Genomic DNA, 20,055 nt, shown 5'->3' on the forward strand with positions numbered 1-20,055 from the left:
ATCCCTTACCGCCGCGGAAGCAGATGAAGATGCAGGTGCAGATGGAGATGCAGTTACCAGTTCGCCTGATGCCACGTCATCGTACTGGCCAGTCAGGTGAGTTGGAGGAGACCACGGAGAAGGTCCCGGCTCTCGGCCGGACCCGGACTGTCCTGCCGGAGGCGCTCCATCACCCGTTCGTACTGCGCGACCTCCTCGCGCTTGTCGAGATACAGCGCGCTGGTCAGCTGCTCCAGATAGACGATGTCGGAGAGGTCCGACTCCGGGAAGCGCAGCATCGTGAAGGCCCCGGATTCACCCGCGTGGCCGCCGAAGCTGAAGGGCATGACCTGAAGGGTGATGTTCGACTGCTCGGAGACCTCGATCAGATGCCGCAGCTGGCCCTGCATCACGGCCCGGTCGCCGTAGGGACGGCGCAGGGCGGCCTCGTCCAGGACGGCGTGGAAGCGGGGTGCGCGCTCGGAGACGAGTGCCTTCTGACGCTCCAGCCGCAGCGCGACCCGGCGGTCGATCTCGGCGCTCGGCGCGCCGGGCATACCGCGCGCGACGACCGCATGGGCGTACGCCTCGGTCTGCAGCAGGCCGTGGACGAACTGGACCTCGTAGATCCGGATGACCGAGGCGGCGCCCTCCAGGCCGATGTACGTCTGGAACCAGCCGGGCAGCACATCGCCGTAGCTGTGCCACCAGCCCGCGACATTGGCCTCCTTGGCCAGGCCGAGCAGTGAGGCGCGCTCCGCCTCGTCGGTGACGCCGTAGAGCGTGAGGAGGTCCTCGACGTCCCTGGCCTTGAAGCTCACCCTTCCCAACTCCATACGGCTGATCTTGGATTCGGATGCGCGGATCGAGTAGCCCGCGGCCTCACGGGTGATGCCGCGCGACTCACGGAGCCGCCTCAGCTGCGAACCAAGCAGGATGCGGCGCACCACAGACCCTCCGCCAGGACCATCGGCCCGGGGGTAGCCCCACGACTCCACTGCAGTCACGTCTCCAACCCTCCCCTTCGCCATCGCTGTCTCGGGGCACCCCCGAACCCCGAGTCCCGGATTCTGCCACCAAAACGCTTCACCCCGTACTCATTCGATTACGGAAATGAGACGCCTTTGGGAAGGGGGCGAAAGAAGCGCAGGGAAGATATGAGCGTGAACCGGCATGGGTTCGGACAGGACGGGCGCGTGCACGTGCATCTGCCCTTGCATCTGATGTACGCATTCGGAACCATGGACCCGCGCACCTGCGTACTCGTTCGTGCTCGTTCGTGTTGTAGCGTCACAGCCGCGATTCCCGGGAGTGCCTCGCATGGGAACGAATGGATCGACCATGCTCGAGCCGTTACGGCAGGGGCTTCCGCCGATCGATCCCGCGGCCGTCTCCAGCTCCGCCTCCTGCGCCCTTCCCGCCCGGTACGAAGCCGTGCGCGGCGCCCGGAAGTTCACGCGCAGAACACTCACCCAGTGGGAGCTGAACGAACGCTTCGACGATGTCGCTCTCGTCGTCTCCGAACTCGTCACCAACGCACTGCGGCACGCCCTGCCCTCGGACACTCCGCGCGATCAGGAGCCGCCCGTGCGGCTGCATTTGATGCGGTGGACGAGCCGGCTGGTGTGCGCGGTGCGCGACCCCAGCAAGGAAAGCCCCGTCGCGGGCGAGGCGGAGGACTCCGCCGAATGCGGCCGGGGGCTCTTTCTGGTCGATTCCTTCAGCGACAGCTGGGGCTGGCACCCGCTGGCCGGGCCACTGACCGGAAAGGTCGTCTGGGCGCTGTTCCGCCTGTCCGCGGAGTGAGCGGCGGGCGTGGCCGCGCGCACGCGGATGTGGGTATGGACGCAGCTGCAGACGTGTACGAGCGGCTTGGGATCGTGCGGCGTGAGCGGCCCGCCCCCTGAGGGGCCGGCCGCCTAGGCCCTGTCCGGGCGGACAGGGCCTAGCCGACGAGGTGGTCGAACTCCCCGTCCTTCACTCCCAGCAACAGGGCCTCTATTTCGGCCGGCGTATAAACGAGCGCCGGCCCTTCCGGGAAGTTCGAGTTGCGTACCGCGACGTTCCCGCCGGGCAGTTTCGCGAACTCCACGCAGGACCCCTGGGAGTTGCTGTGCCTGCTCTTCTGCCAGACGACTCCGTGAAGCTCTGTGGCCGCCATGCCGTTGTACACGTCGTGCACAGGACGCTCCCCGAGTTACAAGGTGCAGGTGTCAACTGTCTCGGATCATAGCTGTGTTCATATGCAGATGCATGAGCAGATGCACGTGCACGTGGGGTGGTCCCTCGGTTACAGCCCGGTCCGGACCTTCTCCAGGACCTCCTCGAGCGCAGCCATCACACGGCCACGCCAGCCGCCGCCCATGATCTGCCGTGCCCTCATCTGTGCAGGGTCGTCCGGGTCGAATCCCTCGTGTACGAGGAAGAGACGCGTTCCACGCCCTTCCGGCTCCAAGGTCCAGGTGATTGTCCAGTCCGCAGCGTTCTGTCCGGTGGCCGGTCCCGTGGTCTGCCCGGCAGCCTGTCCGGTGGAACGCCCGGCAGCCTGTCCGGTGGTCTGTCCGCTTTCACGCCCGGCGTCACGCACGCCCTGCTGGTCGACCCATCGGATGCGGAGCATCCGCTCCCTCTCGAAGGCCAGCACTTCGGCCTCGACCAGGCCGGAGAACCTGGTGCCGGGCCGCGGCAGCGTCCGCATCGTGTAGCGGTGGCCCACCTCGAGCCGGAAGTCCCCTGGCATCAGCCACTGGGCGATGAGCTCGGGTTCCGTCAGCGCACGCCAGACCTTGGCGGGCGGATGCGCCAGATACTGATCGACCCGGATGGTGGTGAGGTCTTCGTCACGGTCGGAGCTCATGACTCATCGTCAGGCATACGGTCCAGCAGATCGCCGAGCCCCTTCAGCCGGTCGCGCCAGAACCGCTCGTACGGATGGAGCCAGTCGTGTACGTCGGCGAGCGGGGCGGCTTCGAGGCGATAGATACGCTGCCTGCCGGAGCGCTCCTCGGACACGAGTCCAGCCTCCCGGAGCACCTTGAGGTGCTCCGAGAGGCTCGGTCGGCGCATGTCGAAGTGGTCGGCCAGGGTCTGGACGGGCTGGGGCCCGTCCTCGCGCAGCAGTCGCAGCACTTCGCGCCGGGTGGTGTTCGCGAGCGCGGCGAAGAGCCGGTCCTCGCGGACACCGGTCGCAGTCATCGGTTCAGGCTCCCTCCGCCTCACCGTTCTCCGTCAGCAGCATCAGACCATTGCCGTCGGGGTCGGCGAAGCCGGCCATCCGCCCCCAGGGGAGGTCGTCGGGCCCGTCCACCGCGACCCCGGCCGCGGCGAGCTTCGCGCAATCGGCGTCGACATCGGTCGTGACCAACATGATCCCCCGCGCGGAACCGGGCACGAAACCGCCCATGCCGGGCCCGGAGAGCGTGAAGACGGTCTGGGCGCCCTTGGGTGCGACCTGCAGCCACCGCCCGGGCGGCATCTGCAGGTCGGCGGTGACCTCGAAACCGAGGACGTCGGTGTAGAAGGCGAGCGCCCGGTCCTGGTCGGAGACGGGGAGTGTGACGAAAGAGGCGTGAGTGATGTTCATGCCCTGAACCATAGGTAGGGATCTCCCTACGCGTCAAGCGTAGGGAGATCCCTACCTGTTCGGCCGTCGCGTCAGCGTGACGACGACCCGTACGGCAGCAACGCCATCTCCCGCGCGTTCTTGATCGCGCGGGACAGCTGACGCTGCTGCTGAGCCGTCACGCGCGTGACCCGGCGGCTGCGGATCTTGCCGCGGTCGGAGATGAACTTCCGGAGCAGGTCCGTGTCCTTGTAATCGACATAGGTGATGCCCGCCGCGTCCAGGGGGTTGGCGCGGGGCTTCAGGGGCTTGCGGTCGGAGCGGCGCGGGGGCACGTCATACCTCCAGTAGGGAATCGAAAGCCGGCGGGAGGCGCTTCCACGCCTCCGGCCCGGCGGCGTACTCGGCATCGGTGAGCAGGCAGGACTCGAGGAGCTCCGCCAGCCCGTCGCGGTCGAGCCCGGGCGAGGTGAAGACCAGGTGCTGGCAGCAGTCGCCGTGCTCGGGGTGCCAGTCCAGGGCGGCCGCGGCACGGCGTACCGGCGGGACCATCTCCCAGGCGGCGTCGGGGAGCGACGCCAGCCACGGCCCCGCGCTCTCCACACAGAGCGCTCCGCCCGCCGCGTCCCACGACAGCAGCGTGTCCGGCCGGTCGGCCAGCCAGAACCGACCGCGACTGCGGGCCGCGGCGCAGGCCAGGTCCTCCAGCGCCGCGTACAGCCGCCCCGGGTGGAACGGCCTGCGCCGGTGCCAGACGTACGTGGCGACACCGCACTCGTCCGCCTCCTGCGGCAGCAGCGCGCAGGCCGGATGCTGCGCGGCGGCGGCCGCCTCCACGTCGAAGCCGGCCAGCGCGGCCTCGGCCGGCCCGCCGCCGTACACCGGCACCTGACGTGCGGTCGGATGCAGCTGGGCCAGCAGCGCCCGGTCCTCCTCGGAGGACCGATGAGGCTCCTCGCCGTCGACGAGAACGAGCACGGGCGCGTACTCCAACTGCCGCGCCCAGGTATCGCCGACCGTGCGCCGGTCGGTCGCGGCGGCGGCGAGCCCCACGTCCATCAGGTCGTCGCCGTTGGCGAGATACGGCAGCAGCAGGGCCGGATCCACGGCTGTGATCACGCCCGTCACCCGCAGCCGGTCGCCGTGGGCGGCGACGACCTCGGCCATCGACTTGGGTTCGACGGAGTCCCACAGCTCGACGATCGCGAGCCGGGTGAGCCCCCCGTCGGCGAGCCGCTCCAGCTCCGGCACGAGATCCTCGCGCAGCGCGCAGCAGGCGCAGTCGTTGACGAGCGGCGCCTCGCCGGTGGACAGGAGGCCCGTGCTGTCGCGGACGGTACGGACGACCGTGCCCTGGACGGCGGTCGAGAGGTCGTGATGGAGCGCGACACTGCCCGGCACGGTGGCCAGCAGTTCGTCGACCGTGGCCTTGCGCGCGTCGGAGTGCAGCCCGCCCACAAGGGCGACGGAAAGCATCAGCGGACCTCGCCCCGTCCGTAACGCCGCTCGAAGCGCTCCACGCGCCCGGCCGTGTCGAGCACGCGCGCCGTGCCCGTGTAGAAGGGGTGGCTCCGGGAGGAGATCTCCACGTCGACGACGGGGTACGTGTTGCCGTCCTCCCAGACGATCGTCTTCTCGCTCGTCATGGTGGAGCGGGTGAGGAACGCGAAGTCGGCGGCCCGGTCACGGAAGACGACGGGGCCGTAGGCGGGGTGGATTCCGGGCTTCATCAGGGCGGCTCCTCTTCTCCGGGTCAGCGCTCTTCGCGGAAGTCGACGTGCCGGCCGGCGACCGGGTCGTACTTGCGCAGCGTCATGCGGTCGGGGTCGTTACGGCGGTTCTTGCGGGTCACGTACGTGTAGCCGGTCCCCGCCGTGGAGCGGAGCTTGATGATCGGGCGTAGTTCGTTGCGGGCCATACGGCTAAGATAATGGAAATGGTTTCCATTTCCAAAGGAACGGAGTGTGACGTTGTCCGCACACTGCTGGCTGACCGGGGCCAAGCCCGGCTTCGGCAACACGATCAGCCACTCGCACCGGCGCACATCGCGGCGCTTCGACCCGAACATCCAGCGCAAGCGCTACTGGCTGCCGAGTGAGGGCCGGTACGTACGGCTCACGCTCAGCACGAAGGCGATCAAGACGGTGGACAGTATCGGGATCGAGGCCGCGGTGGCCCGGATCCGCGCCCGGGGGGTGAAGGTCTGATGGCGAAGAAGAGCAAGATCGCGCGCAATGAGCGGCGCAAGGCGGTCGTCGAGCGGTACGCGACGCGGCGCGCCGAGCTGAAGGAGATCATCCGGCGGCCGGACACGGGCGAGGCCGAGCGGCTCGCGGCACAGGCGGAGCTGCGGCGTCAGCCGCGCGACGCGAGCGCGACCCGGATCCGGAACCGGGACGGTGTGGACGGCCGGCCGCGGGGATACGTGGGGAAGTTCGGGCTGTCCCGGGTCCGGCTCAGGGAGCAGGCGCACGCGGGCTTCCTGCCGGGCGTGACGAAGTCCTCCTGGTAGCGGGGCGCAGGTCGCCTGCGGCGGGCCTCTCCCCACCCCGCCCGTTCCCGCGACTGGGGCTCCGCCCCGGACCCCGCGCCTCGAACTCCCCCTGCGCCCTACGGGCGTGGGGGGACCCAGCGGGGTTCATTCCGAGCACGTTGGGCGGCACACCCCCGGGCGAAGCTCCGGGGAGGTTGAGGACGGACGCATCCGCCCACTGGGCGGAGTCAGGCCCGCTCGAAACCCCCGCGGCGGGGCGCCAGGACGGGTCCACGCCCCGGCGACCGCGCGGGGCGCCCCTTGAGCCCGTTGGGGCGCCCCGGTCGACCGGACGGCGGAAGGGGCGCTTCGGAACCCGCGCCAAGGGCGCGGCGCGCTTCGCAGCGCGGCGGTGGGTTACTCCGGGAGTTCGCCGCGCCGACCGCGCGGCGGCATACGGGCCGCCTCGGCCGCGTTGGTGCCGTCCTGCCAGCCCGCCGCGTCCGTGGCGCCACGCACGCGTGTCCTGACCGTTTGCGGAAAGAGCCGGTCCGCGTGGTCCGTGACGGCGACGTCCCGGGCGGCGAGCACCGGAAGGAGGTCGCCACCGCCGGCCGCCTCCTGCGCGGCGTGGGAGGTCGCCGCGGCGAGGCGGTCACCGATGCGGTGGGCGTACGCCAGGAGGAAGGACTGGCGGAAGGTCTTGGTCCGTTTGCGGCCGCCCGCCCGCTGGGACGCCTCCGCGCGGGTCATCGCCGCCGTGCCCTGCACCAGGAGCGACGTGTACAGCAACTCGACCGCGTCCAGGTCGGGTTCGAAACCGACCACCGTGGAGAAACCGAGGCCGCTGTTCCAGACCGCGCGGCAGCGGTTCGCCGAGGCTACGGCGTCGAGCAGGATCGCCTTGGCCGTCTCGTAGGGCGCGTCCACACCGATGCGACAGGCTCCGGGCACGTCCGCGCGGTGGGTGCGGGCCGCGAGCACCGCCTCGTCGATGCTGTACCGCGCCATCAGCTCCTGCGCCTTCGCGGTGAGCGCCTCCGCCTCCTCCGGGAAGCCCGTGGCCTCCGCCTTGGCGAGGAGGCCACGGATCCGGGTGAGCATGCGCGGCTCGTCGTGCGGTGCGGCGGGCGGCAGGTGCGCCGGGGCACCCGGCACCGGTCCCACCGGCTCGATCGCGGGCAGCCGTACGAGCAGCCGGAACAGTTCCAGCGCCGCCGTCGCGTACGAGAACCGGTCCGCGGGCCGCTTCTCGTACCCGGCGGGGAGGTCGGCCAGCTGCGCGGCCCACCGCGGCGGCAGGTCCTTCCCGTACCGCCGGGTCTCGCCGGCGATCAGCCCGGCGACGAGACGTACGTGCGCGTCGTCGAGGTCACGGCGGACGATCCGTACGACATCGGCGGGCTGCCAGCCGCGCTCCCAGGCCCGGCGCACGAAGTCCTCGCCGCGCCGGACCAGCTCCGCGTCCGCCCCGGGATCCGCGGCGAGCAGCGACGCCCCCGTGTCGAGCGCGTCGTCGTCATCCGCGTACAGCGCCCCGCCCAGCGCCCGCTCCACCACATCCACGCCGATGGAGCCTACGTGAGCGCCGCCGTCATCCGCTCTTCGGCCGACTCGACCGGCTCGACCGAGCCCTGCGACGGGCTGTCCCGGCCGCCTTCCACAGCCTGTGGATATCGAACCTCCGGACGAGGCCCCGCCTCCTCGACCGGAAACGTACGGTGGCGCCCATGGGTGAGAACAAGCAGCGCATGCTGGCCGGGGAGTGGTACCTCCCCGACGACCCCGAGCTGGCCGCCGACACCGAGCGGCGCTTCGAGCTCTGCGCGGCGTACAACGCGAACGGCGGCGCCGCGCCCGCCGAGCGGGCCGGGATCCTGAGCGAACTCCTCGGCCGGCTGGGCGCGGACGTCCGCATCCGCCCGCCGTTCCAGTGCGACTACGGGCGCCACATCAGCATCGGTACGGGTACGTTCATCAACTTCGGCGCGGTCCTCCTCGACGCCGCGCCCATCACCATCGGCGCGCACGTCCAGATCGGGCCGAATGTCCAACTGCTCACCCCCACCCATGAGCTGGACGCGGAGCGCCGCCGAGAGGGCTGGGAGAAGGCCGAGCCGATCACGATCGGCGACAACGTATGGCTCGGCGGCGGCGTCATCGTCTGCCCCGGAGTGACGATCGGCGAGAACACGGTGGTGGGGGCGGGCGCCGTGGTCACCAAGGATCTGCCGGCGGGCGTACTGGCAGTGGGCAACCCGGCCCGGGTCGTACGGTCGCTCTCGTGATCAGGGCTTGATGATCAGGGCCTGACGATCAGGGTTGATGGTCAGGGCTTGATGATCAGCTTGCCCCGTACATGGCCCGCCTCGCTCAGCGCCTGGGCCTTCGCGGCGTCCGCGAGCGCGAACGTCTCCACGACCGGGACGCTCAACCGGCCTTCGGTGGCAAGGCGGGCGTGCTCCGCCAGGCCCGCACGGACCACCTCCGACGGAGTACCGCCCGGCGAGAACGGCACCCCGAAAGCTGCGGCGTCCGGGTCGGCGATGGTGATGATCCGGTCGGTCGTGCCGCCACGCAGCTCGATCGAGGCGGGCAGCGCGCCCTGGCCCGCCGCGTCGAACACCGCGTCCACACCCTGCGGAGCGGCGGCACGGACCCGTTCCACCAGCCCGTCCCCGTACGCCACCGGGATCGCCCCGAGCGTGCGCAGATACTCGTGGTTGCCCGGGGACGCCGTGCCCACGACCGTCGCGCCGAGCGCCACCGCGAGCTGCACGGCGACCTGGCCGACCGCGCCCGCGGCCCCGTGCAGGAGCAGCGTCTCCCCCTCCTTCAGGCCGAGTCCGTCGAGGACGCGCTGGGCGGTCTCAGCGGCGACGGGAAGGGCCGCGGCCGACTCCCAGGAGAGGCCTGCGGGCTTCGGCGCGATGTCACCGGCTATGGCGTACTCGGCGTACGCGCCCGTCCTCGTCCAGCCGAAGACCTCGTCGCCGACGGCGACACCGGTCACGCCCTCGCCCAGCGCGTCCACGACGCCGGCGAACTCCAGTCCGGGGATCGCGGGGAACGTCGTCGGGTAGAACTGCTCCACCCGGCCGTAGCGGCGCTTGTAGTCGAGTGGGTTGACGCCGATCGCCACCACTTCGACGCGGACCTCGCCCGGGGCGGGGCGGGGCTTCTCGGCCTCCGTGTGGCGGAGCACCTCGGGGCCGCCGAACTCCTCGTACACGATCGCGTTCATGGTTTCCATGCCGGTTTCCCCTCCTGCGAACTCGGAACCGCTCCGAACCCGCGACTCCTCAGAACTCGCAACTCCTGCGGCCTCGCGACTGCTGCGAACTCGGAATTGCTGATGAGTCCAGCGTTGATCAGCGAAAGGGCCCGCCCGGCCCGTCTTCGGAACAGTCCGTCCTGGCCGAAAGGCCAGCCGTCCCCTCAACACCTCTGTCTACGCTGGGCATATGGAACTGACCGGATCCGTACCCGCCCTGACCGCCGCCTACGACGTGATCCGGCAGCCGCTGGGCGAGATCCTGCCCCGGCTGTCCGCGGTGCTGGCCGGGCTCGTCCCGCACGAGGCGGCGGCGGAGCTGTCCACGCACTGCGCGCACTCGCCGTTCAAGACGTACGGGGCTCCGGCGGTGACGGACCGGCTGACCACGGCCGATCTGACTCCGCTGCTCGCCTCGGGCATCGCGGGCCGGCCGTGGCAGGGCACCGTCACCCTGGCCGGGGCGGAGCGGCCGGTGCTCGCCGTCAGGAGCGACGCGACACCCAGGGGCGCGGTGCTGGTGCTGGTACGGCCGGACGCATCCGCAGACACGCCGGTCGACGAGGCCGCGGTCGCCGTCGTACAGGCCCTGTGGGACCTGGTGACCAGCCACTTCGACCGGCTCGCGGCGGAGGCCGTGCCCGGGGCGCTGGCCCGCTCACGGACCGCGGCACAGACGCGCGCCCGGGTGATCGCGGAGCTGGGCGAGGCACACGCGGCGGCGCTGACCGGGCTGCTGGGCGTCCTGCGCAGCCGCGGCCTGGACGACGCGGCCGCCCGCGCCTCGGCGACCGACCTGGCCGTGTCCGCGCTGGTCGAACTGCGGGCCGAGGCCGACCGCGACCAGGAGATCGCGGAGGAGCCGGCCGCGCAGGCGTTCGCCCGGCTCGCCGAATCGCTGCGTCCGCTCGTGCGCTACACCCCGGTGCGGCTGGAGCTCGCGGCGCCCGGCACCGCACGGACCCTGGCGGCCGATGTGGCCCACACCGCGCGAGCTGTCGTCCGCGCGGTGCTCCTGGCGGCGCTGGAGCAGGACGGGCTCGCCCGGGTCCACGTCGGCTGGCAGATCACCGACCACGAACTCCGCGCCACCGTACGGGACGACGGCCCCGGCGATCTCACCCCGCAGGCGCTGGCCCCCGCCCGGGTCGTCGAACGCCTGGACGTCCTGGGCGGCCGCCTGGACCTGGACGCGGTCCCTGGCTGGGGCACGACGGTCACGGCGACGATCCCTCTGGAGTCGCCCGACGACCCGGCCGCCGATCCCCTCTCCGCCCTGGGCGCACGCGAGGTCGAGGTACTGACCCGGCTGGCCCTCGGGCACCGCAACCGGACGATCGCGCAGGAGCTCCACATCAGCGAGTCCACGGTGAAGTTCCACGTGGCGAACATTCTGACGAAGCTGGGCGTCGGCTCTCGTGGGGAGGCGGCGGCGCTGTTCCACGCGGCAGCGTGACGGGCCTGCCCGCCGGCATGACGGGCATTCCCGGGGTCGTGACGCACATGCCCAGGTGAGGACGGCGTGCGCCGGTGGGGAGGGCGTGCACCGGTGGGGAAGGCGTGCGCCGGTGGGTAAGGCTGCCCAGGTGAGGAGGGCATACGCGGGTGAGGACGGCGTGCCTGTCCGGTGCCCGGCCGTTGTCAGTGGCGGGTGCCACACTCGCATCCATGAGCGAACGGTGGGCCCTGGCCCCGGTCGAGGGGGGCGGAGCGCTGCTCGTACCCCTCGGCCCGGACGGGCTGCCCGCCGGAGAGGTGCGCCGGGAGGCCGATCTCGTCGAGGCCGTGCGGTCGCGGCCGGAGGTGGGGCGGTGGGTGTGGCGGTCCACCGGCGAGATCTATCCGCGGCTGCTCGCGGCCGGAGTGCGGGTCGAGCGGTGTTACGACATCGAGGACGCCGAGCTGCTGCTGCTCGGTCACGAGGGGCGGCTCGGGGAGCCCCGGTCCGCGGCGGCTGCATGGGCGCGGCTGCGGCAGGCTCCCGTACCGCCCGATCCACCGCTGCGGGCGGCGGAGCCCGGCTCGCAGTCCTCGCTGTTCGAACCGGAGCCCGTGTCCGTACCGTTCGACGGGCTGCTGGAGGTCTACGCGGACCAGCAGCGACGACATGAGGCCGCCGAGCACCCGGGTCGGATGCGGCTGCTGACCGCGGCCGAGTCGGCGGGGATGCTGGTGGCCGCGGAGATGAACCGGTCGGGGCTGCCGTGGCGCGCGGATGTGCACCGCGAGGTGCTGCACGAGCTGCTGGGCGAGCGGTACGCGGGAGGCGGCGAGCCGCGCCGCCTCGCCGAGCTGGCGGACGAGGTGTCGGCGGCGTTCGGGCACCGTGTGCGGCCCGATCTGCCGGCGGATGTGGTGAAGGCGTTCGCGCGGGCCGGGATCAAGGTGAGATCCACACGCCGCTGGGAGCTGGAGGAGATCGGCCATCCGGCGGTGGAGCCGTTGATCCGGTACAAGAAGCTGTACCGGATCTGGACGGCCCACGGCTGGAGCTGGCTGCAGGACTGGGTCAGGGACGGCCGCTTCCGGCCGGAGTACCTGCCCGGCGGCACCGTCTCCGGCCGCTGGACCACCAACGGCGGCGGGGCGCTGCAGATCCCCAAGGTGATCCGGCGCGCGGTCGTCGCGGACGACGGCTGGCGGCTCGTCGTCGCCGACGCCGACCAGATGGAGCCGCGCGTCCTCGCCGCGATCTCCCGTGACCCGGGCCTGATGGAGGTCGCGGGCCACGAGGGCGATCTGTACACGCGACTGTCCGACCGGGCCTTCTCCGGCGACCGCGACCACGCGAAGATCGCCCTGCTCGGCGCGATCTACGGCCAGACCAGCGGCGACGGCCTGAAGAACCTCGCGGCGCTGCGCCGCAGATTCCCCCTCGCCGTGGCGTATGTGGACGACGCGGCCCGCGCCGGTGAGGAGGGCCGGCTGGTGCGCACCTGGCTGGGCCGCACCAGCCCGCCCGCGGCCGGTGCGGGCGACGACGACGAGGCGGGCATCCCCCAGGGAGGCGCGGAAGAGGACTCCGCCCAGGGCGAGTTCGTCCCGGGCTACGCCTCGACCGACGCGCGGGCCCGCGGGCGGTTCACCCGTAACTTCGTCGTCCAGGGCAGCGCCGCGGACTGGGCGCTGCTGATGCTCGCCGCACTGCGCAGGGCGACGGCCGGGATGCGGGCGGAGCTGGTCTTCTTCCAGCACGACGAGGTGATCGTGCACTGTCCGGCCGACGAGGCGGCGGCGGTCGCCGAAGCGATCCGCACGGCCGGGGATCTGGCCGGGCGGATCGCGTTCGGTGAGACGCCGGTACGGTTTCCGTTCACGACGGCGGTGGTGGAGCGGTACTCCGACGCCAAGTGACGCGCGCTCCCCCGGCTACCTGGCGGCGAGCCATGTCCCGCTCGTGGCAATGGCCTTCAGCTCAGCCCGCGTTCAGACGGATTCGCCGAGGAGTGCGCGGAGTTCCGCCAGCACCTTGCTGTCCGTACCGTCGAGGGACGCGTAGGCGCGACGCCACTCGGCGAGCGCGTCGTCGTGACGGCCGTCCGCGCACAGCAGCAGGCCTTGCTCGTAGCGGGCCAGCCCTTCGGTGAAGCCGTCGCAGCGGGAGACCGCACGGTCCAGGACGACGGTGCACTCGCGGAAGGCGGCGGCACGGCGGTCGAGTGCCCGCAGGGCACGGACGATGCCGAGCCGGGACTGGGACTGGCTGTGCCAGTCGCCCTCGTCGCCGTCTCCGATGATGGCCAGGCAGTCCTCGAAGTGGCGCAGGGCGTGGTCCGGTTCGCCGAGGGTGAGGCGGGCGTACCCGATGTTGCAGTGCGCGGTGTGCCGAAGCTGCGCGCTGCCGAGCCGTACGCCGACCGCGAGGCTGCGCTCGTGGTAGGTGATGGCGAGCCGGGCGTCGGTGTGTTCGCGCAGATTTCCCAGGTGGCTGAGGACGATCCCCTCCCCGTAGTCGTCGCCGAGCTTGCGGGCCAGGCCGAGCGACTCCTCCAGGGCCTGGTCGGCCTCCTCGTACCGTTCGCGGCGTTCCAGCAGCATTCCGCGGTTGGCGAGACCGCGCTGGACCCAGCTGTCCTCGCCGAGTCCGCGCCACAGGTCGATGGCCTCGTCGTTGAGCACGAGTGAGCGCTCACTGCGGCCGAGCATGAAGTACACACCGGCGAGATCGGTGCGCGCGTGCGCCTCGGCCTCCGGGTCGCCGGCCGCACGGGCGGCGTCCAGCGCGATCTGGTTGAGGACTTCGAGCTCCTGAAGGCGCCCGCGACGCTGGAGATAGGGGAACGCGGCGCGTACGACCCGCAGGGCGGTACGCGACCTCGGCGCGTACGCCTGGATGAGCGCGACGAGATTCGACAGCTCGCGGTCCCCCCAGGCGAGCGCCTCCGCCTCCCCCGCGAAGGGAGCGGCCTCGCCGATCGGCGGCGGCACCCGGTTCCCCGCCAGATGCGCGGGTACGAGCGCAAGACCCGCCTGCCGGGCGCACTCCCCGTACCACCGCAGGGCGCGCTCGGCAGCGGCCGAGCGCTCGTCCTCGCTGTCCAGCCGTACGGCGAGTTCCCGCGCGAAGTCCCGCACCAGATCGTGCGGCGCGAAGCGGCCGTAGGCGACCTCGTCCAGCAGCGCGACATCGACGAGCCGTTCGAGCGCGGCGACCGCCCGGCGCTCGTCGACGGCCGGTGACATCAGCTGCGCGACCACCGCCGCGTCGTACTCCGGAAGGTCGACCGCGCCCAGCCGGCGCAGCGCGAGGGCCGCGTCGGGGTCGAGGGCGTCGTGGGCGACGGACAAGGAGCGGCGGACGCTGAGGTCGTCGTACTCGAGGTGGTCGAGCCGGCCGGCCTCGGCGGTGAGCAGCCCGGCGAGGGCGGTGGGGGTGAGGGCACGGCGGGCGGCGAGGCGGGCGGCGACGATGCGCAGTGCGAGGGGGAGACGGCCGCACAGTTCGACGAGACGGGCCATGTCGTCCGCGTCATCCGTGCCCTCCGTCCTGCCTGTTCCGCCCGTCCCGCTCGCCTCGGCCCCGCCGCGGCCGGAGACGGCACGCAGCAGCGCGGCACTGTCCCGGGCGGTCAGCGGGGCCAGCGCGAACCGGGCGGCTCCGTCGAGCGCGGTCAGCGGGGAGCGGCTGGTGACGACGACCGCGCAGCCCGTACCCCCGGGCAGCAGCGGCCGTACCTGCGCGGCCGACGCGGCGTCGTCGAGCACCAGCAGGGTGCGGGTGGGCGCGAGGGTGGAGCGCAGCAGTGCGGCGGCCGCGTCGGCGTGTTCGGGGATGGCCCGCGCCGGTACACCGAGGTCACGCAGCAGGGCGGTGAGGGACTGGCGGGGCGCGAGGGGGGTCATGCCGGGAGTGGCGCCGTGCAGGTGGAGATGGAGCTGTCCGTCGGGGAATTCGTCCCGGAGGGTGTGCGCGACATGGAGGGCGAGGGCGCTCTTGCCGACCCCCGCCATACCGCTGACCACGGCGACCGCGGGGCCCGCCGGGCAGGTGAGCGCGGCGCGCAGTTCGGCCGCGAGCGAGTCGCGGCCGGTGAAGTGGGCGGGCGCGGGCGGGAGCTGCGCGGGCAGCGGTGAGGAGGCGCGGGGCGCGCCGCCGCTGGGCGGCCACGGGTCCTGGAGAACCTCCTGATACGCCTGTTGGACCGCGGGACCCGGGTCGATGCCGAGCTCCTCGACAAGGGTACGGCGCAGCGACTGGTACGCGGCGAGTGCCTCGGGCTGCCGTCCGGTGCGGTGCAGCACGAGCATCAGATGCCGGTGGAAGGCTTCACGCAGCGGGTACTGGGCGGTGAGCGCGGAGAGTTCGGGCCCGAGCCCGTCCGGTCGGCCGAGCTGCAGGAACGCGTCGTAGCGCCACTCCAGGAGCAGCAGCCACGACTCACGCAGCCGCTGTACGAGGGCGGGTGTGCCGCCTTCGGGGTCGTACAGCCCGGCCAGGGGGTCCCCTCGCCACAGGTCCAGCGCGGCGCGTGAGGAGTCGAGGACGGTCTCCCAGTCCTCGCGGTCGGCGTCCGGATCGTCGCGTACGGACGTCCGGTCGGCGCCCGTGGCACGGGCGTGGGCGGCACGCGCCGTGGCGATGTGCTGCTCGAACGACTCGGTGTCCAGCTCCCCCGGCGCCACTCGCAGCAGATATCCGGGGGCCACGGCCCGCAGCCGGTCCTCCTCGGCGAGCAGCCGCCGCAGCCGGGCCACATGGTTGTGCAGGGACGCGTGCGCGGAGGCGGGAAGTTCGTCGCCCCAGAGCGCATCTTTCAGGTCCTCGACGGGTACGACGCGATTGGCGCGGAGCAGCAGCGTGCCGAGCAACGTGCGGAGTTTCGCACTGCTCACCGCGCGGACGTCACCGTCGTCGTCGTGCACGGTCAGCGGACCGAGCAGTCCGAACCGCATTGCTTTTGCCTCCTGCGCTGACCGTTGGCCACATGTTAGCGATCCGTTGGTGAAGGCTGTTTGGATCTCCTCGTCGGATCCGGTGAGACGGTGCTCGGCGTGGATGGCCACACTCGGGGGAGTGACGCCGCGTCGCCGGATCCGGAGACAGAGAAAGCCCCGGTCGCGTGGGAGTGACCGGGGCTTTCGTCGTCCGGCCGGACGATCCAGGGCCGGATGGGCCAGTCGGTCGGACCCCTTATGGACCACTCGGACAGTCCGCCTTTGGACCTGCCCAACAGACCATTGTGGCCCGCAGGATCGACGTATGACCACGGACCAGCACCCGGGCCCCTCGCACCGGAACCCGAAGCAGCACCCGAACCCGACGGACGAAGGCGGGCTGCGGTGAGCGTCGAGTTCATCCTGACGTCGCTCGTCGTCGTCATCACACCCGGTACCGGCGCCCTCTGCACCATCGCGGCCGGCCTCTCGCGCGGCGCCCGCGCAAGCTACGTCGCCGCGATCGGCTGCACCCTCGGCATCGTCCCGCACATGATCGCGGCGATCACCGGTCTGGCCGCGCTGCTGCACACCAGCGCCCTGGCCTTCCAGATCCTCAAGTACCTGGGCGTCGCCTATCTCCTCTACATGGCGTGGAGCACCCTGCGGGACAAGGACACGCTCACGGCCGCGGAGAACACCGCTCCGCAGTCCGCGGCGAAGGTGATCGTCAACGCCGTCCTGATCAACATCCTCAATCCGAAGCTCACCATCTTCTTCTTCGCGTTCCTGCCGCAGTTCGTCAGCGCCGGCGAGCCCCGCGCCCTGCTCCACATGATCGAGCTGAGCGCCGTCTTCATGCTGCTGACGCTGCTCGTGTTCGCCGCGTACGGGAGATTCGCCGCGGCGGTCCGGCACCGCGTCATCTCGCACCCGCCGGTGCTGACGTGGATGCGCCGGGTCTTCGCGGCCGCGTTCGCGGCGCTCGGGGCCAAGCTGGCGCTCACCTGACGCGGCGCCGGGTTCCGGTCCCGATGAACTGCCGGGCGAGCAGAACCTTGATCAACTTTACGTTGAATTCCCCATTCCTGACACATACGTGAATTGCTTGCGCCACACCCAACAGCTCTGTAACCTCCCGCCGAGGGCGGTCTCTTGGGGGGAGATGCAATGCTCGACTTCTTGGGTGTCGATTCACTTGCGGAACGGGTTTATCGACTACTGCTGACACACAGCGAGCTGGGCGTCAATGGAATTGCAGGCGAACTCGGGGTAAAGCCTGAAGAGGTGCGCCAGGCGCTCGACCGGCTGGCAGAGCTCACCCTGCTCCGCCCCTCCTGGGACTCGCCGGGCGGCATGCGCCCGGTCAGCCCGGAATACGGAATGCAACTCCTCCTCCAGCGCCGGGAAGCAGAACTGCTGCGCCAGCAACAGCAGTTCGCCGAGAGCCAGGTCGCCGTGGCCCAGCTCATGCAGGAATACGCGAGCCTTCGGCCCGGTGTGCCCGACAGCCACGCGGAACGGCTCATGGGCATGGACGCGATCCAGGCCCGCATCGAGCAGCTGGCCCTGCAGGCGACCGCCGAGGTCGCCAGCCTGATGCCCGGCGGGCCGCAGGATCCCGCGCGCATCGAGGCGGCGATGTCCCTCGACCGGCAGGTGCGGGAGCGCGGCATCGCGATCCGGACCGTCGGCGTGGACAGCATCCGCAAGGATCCGCCGACTCTGGCCTACGCCCGCTGGCTGACGGAGATGGGGGCCGAAGTGCGGACCCTGCCCGCGCTCCCCATACGCATGCTGATCTACGACCGCCGCGTGGCACTGGTTCCGGTGGATCCGGGCAATACGGCTCTGGGGGCCGTGCAGGTACAGGACGCCGGAACCGTCGCGGCCGTGCTGGCGCTGTTCGACCAGATCTGGTCGGCCGCGTGCCCCGTCGACCAGGCGGCCCCCTCGACGGACGAGCTCGGACTGTCCCCGCAGGAACGTGAGCTGCTGAGACTCCTGTCCACGGGCATGACCGACGAGAGGGCCGGGCATCAGCTCGGGATGTCCGCGCGGTCGGTGCGGCGGGTGATGGCCGGGCTGATGGAACGGCTCGGTGCGCGCAGCCGGTTCGAGGCAGGACTGCGGGCCTCGCAACGAGGCTGGCTCTGACGAGCCCCGGCAGACAAGTTCCTCGCCGAGCTGCCCAAGGCCGCCACAGCATTCCAGTGACGGAAGGGAATTGACGAAAGTCCCGCATATTGCGTCCGGACAATTCCACTCCATGGATTCCCATGGGCATGGATTCATACGAGTACGGATTTCAGGGTGTGCTGGACGGTCCGTGCGACGGCGGGCCAATGTGCGTCGACGAAGAAGTGGCCTCCTTCGAGGATTCGCAGACGGAACGGCCCGGTCGTGTGGGCGGCCCAGGCGCGGGCATCGGCGATCGGCGTCAAGGGGTCGGCGTCGCCGGTGAAGACGGTGACCGGGCAGGCCAGCGGAGGCCCGCCCCGGTGGCGGTACGTCTCGCTGGCGCGGTAGTCACCACGGACGACGGGCAGGACCAGCGCCCGCAGCTCCGGGTGGCCCAGCAACTCCTTGTCCGACCCGCCCAGTGAGACCACCTGCCTCAGCAGCGCGTCGTCGTCGAGCTGATGGGCGGTGGTGAGCCGGATCCGGGAGGGCGCCGGACGGCCGGAGACGAAGAGCGCACGCGGCCCGTCCTCCCCCAGCCGCCGCGCGACCTCGTACGCGACGATCGCGCCCATGCTGTGCCCGAAGAACACTCGCCGGCGGCCCGTGCCCCGGCCGGCGCCGCGCGCGGCGAGCCGGTCGGCAATCGCGTCGGCCAGCAGGTGCAGATCGGTGATCACCGGTTCGGCGAGCCGGTCCTGACGGCCCGGGTACTGGACGCCGATCACCTCCGCCTGCCCGGCGAGCGCCGCCGCGAGCGGACGGTGGGCTCCTGCCGACCCGCCGGCGTGCGGGAAGCAGACCAGTTCGGTGTGCGTGCCCATGGTGGCGGCGGGCCGGCCGAGGTGCCGTATCCAGACGTCCGTACTGGTCATGGTCGCTCTCCTGGGAAGGGCCGCCGGGCGCGCAGGGCGCCCGGCGGCAGCGAGTCGTGCGGTGGGGACGGTCAGGACGCGACGGGCTGCCGCTGCGCGAGGCGCAGGGCGATCCCGGCGTGGTGGAGGTCGTCCTCCTCCCGTGGCACGTCCAGGATCAGCGCGGTGATGCCCAGGTCGACGTACTGGCCGAGCAGCCGGCCGACCTCTTCGTAACTGCCCACGAGATAGGGGCAGAAGGTCTTGTACGCGCGGAACGGGTAGAGCCAGTAGCCGTCCCTGGGGGCATGCGAGCGCTGCGCGTCGGCGGAGAGGTTCTGGTGCCAGCGGGACTCGACCTGGCCGGCCGCCACATCGTGCAGTCCCTCGCCCAGTTCGTCGGAGGGGAAGCGCTCCTGGGCGATCTGCCAGGCCTCCTCCGCGCTGTCGCGGGCGATGATGCCGAGCCGGATGCCGTTGCCGCGCAGTGCGTCCGGCGTCCCCGCGTAGTCCGCGAACGCCCGCGGGTAGGACAGGCGGACGGCACCGAGGCTCTGCTGGGCGTCGACGCAGGCGTCCGAGGATCCCGAGAGATAGACGCGCGGGGTGAGTTCGGGCGGCAGCGGGATCGTGAGCTGCGCACTGTTCAGGCCGTAGTGGTTCCCCAGGTGGGTGACCGGCCGGACCCCGGCGAGCAGCTTGTTGATGATCCTTCCGTACTCGACGAGCCGGCCGTAGCGCTCGTCGTGGTCGAGTACGTCCCCGAGCTCGCGCATGTGGCCGGCGAACCCGCCGGTCACCAGGTTGAGGTCGACCTGGCGCCCGTACAGGAAACCGAGGGAGCTGATGGCCCTGGCCACGTCGAACGGGTGGCGGAACAGCGGCTGCACCGCCACCAGCGGCACCAGCGACTCGGTCCGCTCGATCAGCAGCTGGGCGACGGACCACGGGTCGACGAGCGTGTTGTCGGTGTAGACGAGGAGTCCGCGGTGGCCCGCGGCCTCCGTCCAGCGGGCCACGTCGACGGCCCGCTGCCGGAACTCTGCTCCGGTGACGCCGTGGGACGACGGAGCGGTGGTGTACACGGTCAGCACGGTTCAGGCCGCCTTTCCGGTCGTGGCGGCGAGCGCCGTACGCAGGCTGAGCGGACGCAGGTCCGTCCAGATCTCCGCTATGTGGGCCAGACAGGCGGCGCGGGTGCCGGTGAAGCCGGTGGCCTGCCAGCCGGCCGGGAGGGGACGCCCGGTGAACCAGACCGAGTACTGCTCCTCGATGTTGTGCACGACGGTGAACGGGGCGTCGGCGGTGGTCCCGGCGGCGACGGCTGTGGTGGTGGTCTCAACGGCCATGGAAGTAC

Annotated in this window: 23 protein-coding genes; 8 read left to right on the plus strand and 15 right to left on the minus strand. The window is 71.4% G+C overall.

The features are described from left to right. Positions 1–92 precede the first annotated feature (92 nt). Positions 93–926, minus strand: a complete 834-nt coding sequence (locus tag AC0699_RS10380; protein WP_478658548.1) for a helix-turn-helix domain-containing protein — start codon at positions 924–926, stop codon at positions 93–95. A 373-nt stretch (positions 927–1,299) separates the two neighbouring features. Between AC0699_RS10380 and AC0699_RS10385 the strand changes: the two genes are divergently transcribed. After that, entirely contained in the window at positions 1,300–1,785 is a 486-nt protein-coding gene (locus AC0699_RS10385; protein WP_478658110.1) for an ATP-binding protein, read from the plus strand. Positions 1,786–1,924: 139 nt separating this feature from the next. Here AC0699_RS10385 and AC0699_RS10390 read toward each other — a convergent pair whose 3' ends face one another. From AC0699_RS10390 to rpmG, 8 genes are all read right to left on the minus strand, one after another. Next, the gene (locus AC0699_RS10390; RefSeq protein ID WP_453657425.1) at positions 1,925–2,161 is read right to left on the minus strand and encodes a DUF397 domain-containing protein; all 237 of its coding nucleotides are present in this window, start codon (positions 2,159–2,161) and stop codon (positions 1,925–1,927) included. 108 nt (positions 2,162–2,269) lie between these two features. Beyond that, complete coding sequence (locus AC0699_RS10395; protein ID WP_478658112.1) at positions 2,270–2,836, minus strand: SRPBCC family protein; 567 nt, start codon at positions 2,834–2,836, stop codon at positions 2,270–2,272. Beyond that, entirely contained in the window at positions 2,833–3,174 is a 342-nt protein-coding gene (locus tag AC0699_RS10400; RefSeq protein WP_478658114.1) for an ArsR/SmtB family transcription factor, read from the minus strand. The genes AC0699_RS10395 and AC0699_RS10400 overlap by 4 nt, the downstream gene beginning before the upstream one ends. Positions 3,175–3,178: 4 nt before the next feature. Beyond that, complete coding sequence (locus AC0699_RS10405; protein WP_478658116.1) at positions 3,179–3,562, minus strand: VOC family protein; 384 nt, start codon at positions 3,560–3,562, stop codon at positions 3,179–3,181. A 71-nt stretch (positions 3,563–3,633) separates the two neighbouring features. Further along, positions 3,634–3,876, minus strand: a complete 243-nt coding sequence (gene rpsR, locus AC0699_RS10410; RefSeq protein ID WP_478658118.1) for a 30S ribosomal protein S18 — start codon at positions 3,874–3,876, stop codon at positions 3,634–3,636. A gap of 1 nt (position 3,877) precedes the next feature. Then, positions 3,878–5,017 (minus strand): CobW family GTP-binding protein, encoded by a 1,140-nt coding sequence (locus AC0699_RS10415; RefSeq protein ID WP_478658121.1) that lies wholly within the window; start codon positions 5,015–5,017, stop codon positions 3,878–3,880. After that, positions 5,017–5,271, minus strand: coding sequence for a type B 50S ribosomal protein L31 (locus AC0699_RS10420; RefSeq protein WP_478658124.1), 255 nt, complete (start codon positions 5,269–5,271; stop codon positions 5,017–5,019). The genes AC0699_RS10415 and AC0699_RS10420 overlap by 1 nt, the downstream gene beginning before the upstream one ends. Positions 5,272–5,294: 23 nt before the next feature. After that, the gene (rpmG, locus tag AC0699_RS10425; protein ID WP_043238828.1) at positions 5,295–5,459 is read right to left on the minus strand and encodes a 50S ribosomal protein L33; all 165 of its coding nucleotides are present in this window, start codon (positions 5,457–5,459) and stop codon (positions 5,295–5,297) included. Positions 5,460–5,511: 52 nt separating this feature from the next. Here rpmG and rpmB point away from each other — a divergent pair, with 52 nt between their 5' ends. Together rpmB and rpsN are read left to right on the plus strand one after the other, a co-directional pair. Further along, on the plus strand, positions 5,512–5,748 hold the full coding sequence (gene rpmB, locus AC0699_RS10430; protein WP_453657431.1) for a 50S ribosomal protein L28: 237 nt from the start codon (positions 5,512–5,514) through the stop codon (positions 5,746–5,748). After that, the gene (gene rpsN / locus AC0699_RS10435; protein WP_478658127.1) at positions 5,748–6,053 is read left to right on the plus strand and encodes a 30S ribosomal protein S14; all 306 of its coding nucleotides are present in this window, start codon (positions 5,748–5,750) and stop codon (positions 6,051–6,053) included. Before rpmB ends, rpsN begins: the two co-directional genes overlap by 1 nt. A gap of 378 nt (positions 6,054–6,431) precedes the next feature. Here the strand turns inward: rpsN and AC0699_RS10440 are convergent, their stop codons facing one another. Beyond that, entirely contained in the window at positions 6,432–7,571 is a 1,140-nt protein-coding gene (locus AC0699_RS10440) for a DUF2786 domain-containing protein (protein ID WP_478658551.1), read from the minus strand. A gap of 173 nt (positions 7,572–7,744) precedes the next feature. Here AC0699_RS10440 and AC0699_RS10445 point away from each other — a divergent pair, with 173 nt between their 5' ends. After that, positions 7,745–8,302, plus strand: coding sequence for a sugar O-acetyltransferase (locus AC0699_RS10445; protein ID WP_478658130.1), 558 nt, complete (start codon positions 7,745–7,747; stop codon positions 8,300–8,302). 41 nt (positions 8,303–8,343) lie between these two features. Here AC0699_RS10445 and AC0699_RS10450 read toward each other — a convergent pair whose 3' ends face one another. Beyond that, a complete protein-coding gene (locus AC0699_RS10450) occupies positions 8,344–9,258 on the minus strand; it encodes an NADP-dependent oxidoreductase (protein WP_478658554.1) in 915 nt (304 codons plus the stop codon). Positions 9,259–9,478: 220 nt separating this feature from the next. On the opposite strand from AC0699_RS10450, the gene AC0699_RS10455 reads away from it, so the two are divergent. Then, entirely contained in the window at positions 9,479–10,744 is a 1,266-nt protein-coding gene (locus AC0699_RS10455) for a LuxR C-terminal-related transcriptional regulator (protein WP_478658131.1), read from the plus strand. A gap of 212 nt (positions 10,745–10,956) precedes the next feature. Continuing rightward, a complete protein-coding gene (locus AC0699_RS10460) occupies positions 10,957–12,642 on the plus strand; it encodes a bifunctional 3'-5' exonuclease/DNA polymerase (protein WP_478658133.1) in 1,686 nt (561 codons plus the stop codon). Positions 12,643–12,714: 72 nt separating this feature from the next. Here the strand turns inward: AC0699_RS10460 and AC0699_RS10465 are convergent, their stop codons facing one another. Then, complete coding sequence (locus AC0699_RS10465) at positions 12,715–15,681, minus strand: AfsR/SARP family transcriptional regulator (protein WP_478658135.1); 2,967 nt, start codon at positions 15,679–15,681, stop codon at positions 12,715–12,717. Positions 15,682–16,068: 387 nt separating this feature from the next. Here AC0699_RS10465 and AC0699_RS10470 point away from each other — a divergent pair, with 387 nt between their 5' ends. Together AC0699_RS10470 and AC0699_RS10475 are read left to right on the plus strand one after the other, a co-directional pair. Then, positions 16,069–16,674, plus strand: coding sequence for a LysE family translocator (locus AC0699_RS10470; RefSeq protein ID WP_478658138.1), 606 nt, complete (start codon positions 16,069–16,071; stop codon positions 16,672–16,674). 276 nt (positions 16,675–16,950) lie between these two features. Next, positions 16,951–17,820, plus strand: a complete 870-nt coding sequence (locus AC0699_RS10475) for a helix-turn-helix transcriptional regulator (protein WP_478658140.1) — start codon at positions 16,951–16,953, stop codon at positions 17,818–17,820. A gap of 134 nt (positions 17,821–17,954) precedes the next feature. Here AC0699_RS10475 and AC0699_RS10480 read toward each other — a convergent pair whose 3' ends face one another. The 3 genes from AC0699_RS10480 to AC0699_RS10490 form a co-directional block, all read right to left on the minus strand. Continuing rightward, a complete protein-coding gene (locus AC0699_RS10480; protein ID WP_478658142.1) occupies positions 17,955–18,719 on the minus strand; it encodes a thioesterase II family protein in 765 nt (254 codons plus the stop codon). A gap of 71 nt (positions 18,720–18,790) precedes the next feature. Beyond that, positions 18,791–19,792 (minus strand): LLM class flavin-dependent oxidoreductase, encoded by a 1,002-nt coding sequence (locus tag AC0699_RS10485; protein ID WP_478658144.1) that lies wholly within the window; start codon positions 19,790–19,792, stop codon positions 18,791–18,793. A 3-nt stretch (positions 19,793–19,795) separates the two neighbouring features. Beyond that, a complete protein-coding gene (locus AC0699_RS10490; protein ID WP_478658146.1) occupies positions 19,796–20,047 on the minus strand; it encodes an MbtH family protein in 252 nt (83 codons plus the stop codon). Between the last annotated feature and the right edge of the window lie 8 nt (positions 20,048–20,055).

The organism is Streptomyces sp. NPDC043870, assembly GCF_056435785.1.

Bases quoted from the DNA above. Each gene is read 5' to 3' on its own strand.
- AC0699_RS10385 (WP_478658110.1), top strand. From the start codon at position 1,300: ATGGGAACGAATGGATCGACCATGCTCGAGCCGTTACGGCAGGGGCTT.
- AC0699_RS10395 (WP_478658112.1), bottom strand. From the start codon at position 2,836: ATGAGCTCCGACCGTGACGAAGACCTCACCACCATCCGGGTCGATCAG.
- AC0699_RS10400 (WP_478658114.1), bottom strand. From the start codon at position 3,174: ATGACTGCGACCGGTGTCCGCGAGGACCGGCTCTTCGCCGCGCTCGCG.
- AC0699_RS10405 (WP_478658116.1), bottom strand. From the start codon at position 3,562: ATGAACATCACTCACGCCTCTTTCGTCACACTCCCCGTCTCCGACCAG.
- AC0699_RS10415 (WP_478658121.1), bottom strand. From the start codon at position 5,017: ATGCTTTCCGTCGCCCTTGTGGGCGGGCTGCACTCCGACGCGCGCAAG.
- AC0699_RS10420 (WP_478658124.1), bottom strand. From the start codon at position 5,271: ATGAAGCCCGGAATCCACCCCGCCTACGGCCCCGTCGTCTTCCGTGAC.
- rpmG (WP_043238828.1), bottom strand. From the start codon at position 5,459: ATGGCCCGCAACGAACTACGCCCGATCATCAAGCTCCGCTCCACGGCG.
- rpsN (WP_478658127.1), top strand. From the start codon at position 5,748: ATGGCGAAGAAGAGCAAGATCGCGCGCAATGAGCGGCGCAAGGCGGTC.
- AC0699_RS10445 (WP_478658130.1), top strand. From the start codon at position 7,745: ATGGGTGAGAACAAGCAGCGCATGCTGGCCGGGGAGTGGTACCTCCCC.
- AC0699_RS10450 (WP_478658554.1), bottom strand. From the start codon at position 9,258: ATGAACGCGATCGTGTACGAGGAGTTCGGCGGCCCCGAGGTGCTCCGC.
- AC0699_RS10455 (WP_478658131.1), top strand. From the start codon at position 9,479: ATGGAACTGACCGGATCCGTACCCGCCCTGACCGCCGCCTACGACGTG.
- AC0699_RS10460 (WP_478658133.1), top strand. From the start codon at position 10,957: ATGAGCGAACGGTGGGCCCTGGCCCCGGTCGAGGGGGGCGGAGCGCTG.
- AC0699_RS10465 (WP_478658135.1), bottom strand. From the start codon at position 15,681: ATGCGGTTCGGACTGCTCGGTCCGCTGACCGTGCACGACGACGACGGT.
- AC0699_RS10480 (WP_478658142.1), bottom strand. From the start codon at position 18,719: ATGACCAGTACGGACGTCTGGATACGGCACCTCGGCCGGCCCGCCGCC.
- AC0699_RS10490 (WP_478658146.1), bottom strand. From the start codon at position 20,047: ATGGCCGTTGAGACCACCACCACAGCCGTCGCCGCCGGGACCACCGCC.